The organism is Shewanella sp. ZOR0012 (assembly GCF_000798835.1).
In the GTDB taxonomy this organism is placed as follows: domain Bacteria; phylum Pseudomonadota; class Gammaproteobacteria; order Enterobacterales; family Shewanellaceae; genus Shewanella; species Shewanella xiamenensis.
This window is the reverse complement of record NZ_JTLE01000052.1, coordinates 1-2,343: the sequence shown is the minus strand read 5'-3', so window position 1 is coordinate 2,343 and position 2,343 is coordinate 1. Positions and strand designations below refer to the sequence as shown.

The following is a 2,343-nucleotide window of genomic DNA, read 5'->3' as shown; positions in this document are numbered from 1 at the left end:
TAATGCCAGTGGTGTGGCAGGTGTGTTAGCGCTTGCGCGTTACTTTGCCAAACAAGCAAAAACGGCGCCGCTTGAGCGCTCGATTCTGTTTAGTGCCTTTACCGCCGAAGAAACAGGGCTGATCGGTGCTCAGCATTTTGCTCAGCATCCCACTGTACCGACCAAAAACATTGTCGCTTTTTTAAATATTGACGGCATGAATATGAACCAAGGGGTAGATTATATTCTGCGCTATGGTGAGGGCGTGTCTGAGCTAGAAACCTATTTGGATAAGGCCGCTAAGGCGCAGGGGCGGATGGTGAAGGGCGATCCAAGACCACAAAATGGTTTGATGTTTAGATCGGACCACTTCGCTCTGGCCCAGCAAGGCGTGCCCGGCTTGTTATTTATGAGCCTTGGGGATACGGATCCTGACTACATTGCCCATAAATACCATAAAGGAGCCGATGATTATGATCCTAACTGGACCCTCGAAGGGGTGAAGCAGGATTTAGATCTGATGGCGAGTATGTTAACCACCTTAGCCAATGGTAAAGATTGGCCGCATTGGTTAGAAGCATCGGATTTTAAGACTAAGCGTGAGCAGGATGGCCGTAAAAAGTAATTCCGATTAAGGTAAAAAGGACGCTGCTGCGTCCTTTTTTATGTTTATTCAATTAATTAACCTGAGCTCGGGATAAGCAGAGCCGCTGAATAGGCATCTTTTCGGGCGCCTCTCTGCATTGCTCTGTCTCACCATAGCGCGCTATGGCGTAAGACTGAGCGCCTTGATATGCGCAAAAATCTGCGCATTCCGTTAGAAAAAAGATTTTTCTTTTCAAAAGAATCATTTATAGCATTGATTTAGTTTGTTAAATTTAGATTTTTTCGACACTGGTTATCCCGAGTTCAGGTTAACTAGAAGGTGTAGCTAACAGAAAGCATGGGGCCGATAAAACTGTAGTAAATATTGTAATCGGCAATTTGAGTCTCTTTATTTGGGGACTTTTGTGCGATATCGACGTCAACTTTGTAATAGTTATAGGCAACACTCATACGCCAATTGGGAGTAATTTGCGCATCTATGCCTAATTTAATATCAACCAACTCGCCTTTGACATCATTGAGGTTGATATAGAAATACTGGGCGTGAGTGGTTAAATCCCATCCAGAAATAAATTCGTAATTAGCATAGACGCCAAAGTCCGGCAGTGGTGCAGTGATATTCTCATCGACAATTTGCGGTATTGCCTGGCTCGCACAGACATTATTCAGTAACTCAGAGGCTTTACAGACGCCGATAATGCCTTCAAATCCTGTCTTGATAAACATTGTGTGTAAACCAAGAGACAAACCAACATCATAGTTACTGCCTTGAATTGCATCAAAACCGTAACCAACACGTAGAATATCGATATTTAAGGTGGAGCTGAGTTTTCCGCCTGCTTTAATATCGTAAATTGTATCGTTAATTTCAATTTGGAAGGGTTTGGAAAGGGCTTGGGTTTCGGCTGTGCGGTGTAGTTGTTTCCAGTCGAGGTAAAGATGATGGCGTTCGTTGAAGTGATAATTTAGCTCAACAAAGGGCAAAAATTCGTTTTCGGCCAGTTGCAGATCGGACTCATAGTTTAAGGTGAAGTTACTCGCGGTATTCGGGTTAGTCACTTCCATATTGGTATCTGACTGCGAATAAAATCCCCCTAGCTCCAAGCTGAATTCGCCCGCCAGCACAGGAGTGCAAGTGAGAAGGGCGATCACTAAGGGGGTTAGACGAGTGGAAATCAACGCTACTCCAGTATTCTTCTTATTATATCCAGCGATAACATCAGACTTAAGTGCCATAAGTTATGACCATTTGGAGTGTATCAGTAAATCTTTAAATGTGAATAAAATGTTTTGGAAAGTGTGAATTTTCGTGATTTAAAACAAAAGTTGTATGGTTAATCGCTTTGGTATTGCAGGCTTGAGGGAGGGATCACAGTAATTTACATCTTGGTGATTAGGGTGTGTTGACGTTTCGAGATTAGATTTTGTTCGTTCTGGCAAGTACGTGCTCGCGAAAGGAGGAATGATGTGTAGTTTACTCAAATGACGAGCGGCTCTTATGACAGAAAGTAAGAGCAAGGGCTTGCCAGACGAACCCTTCGGGCAGCATTTGGCTGGCTTTTCTACTGCGTTATCGTCCGTTTATGTTGAATAACTACACTGTACGGACTTTGCCTTGCATAAAAGCCAGCCACATTGCTGCAAAAATAACCCTGAAACGTCAACACGCCCTAGTGGCGGGAATATGTCGTAAAGCCTAAAAAAACGGCCCAGTAGAGACTGAGCCGCCGATAAGAGCTTAACGAGACCGCATCAATT

General features: G+C 43.7%; 2 protein-coding genes. One reads left to right on the top strand and one right to left on the bottom strand.

The features are described from left to right. The coding region (locus tag L976_RS01430; RefSeq protein ID WP_047533461.1) for a M28 family peptidase at positions 1–604 on the top strand (604 nt) is incomplete at its 5' end. 293 nt (positions 605–897) lie between these two features. Here the strand turns inward: L976_RS01430 and L976_RS01425 are convergent. Further along, positions 898–1,761, bottom strand: coding sequence for a hypothetical protein (locus L976_RS01425; protein ID WP_037418173.1), 864 nt, complete (start codon positions 1,759–1,761; stop codon positions 898–900). Positions 1,762–2,343: the final 582 nt, after the last annotated feature.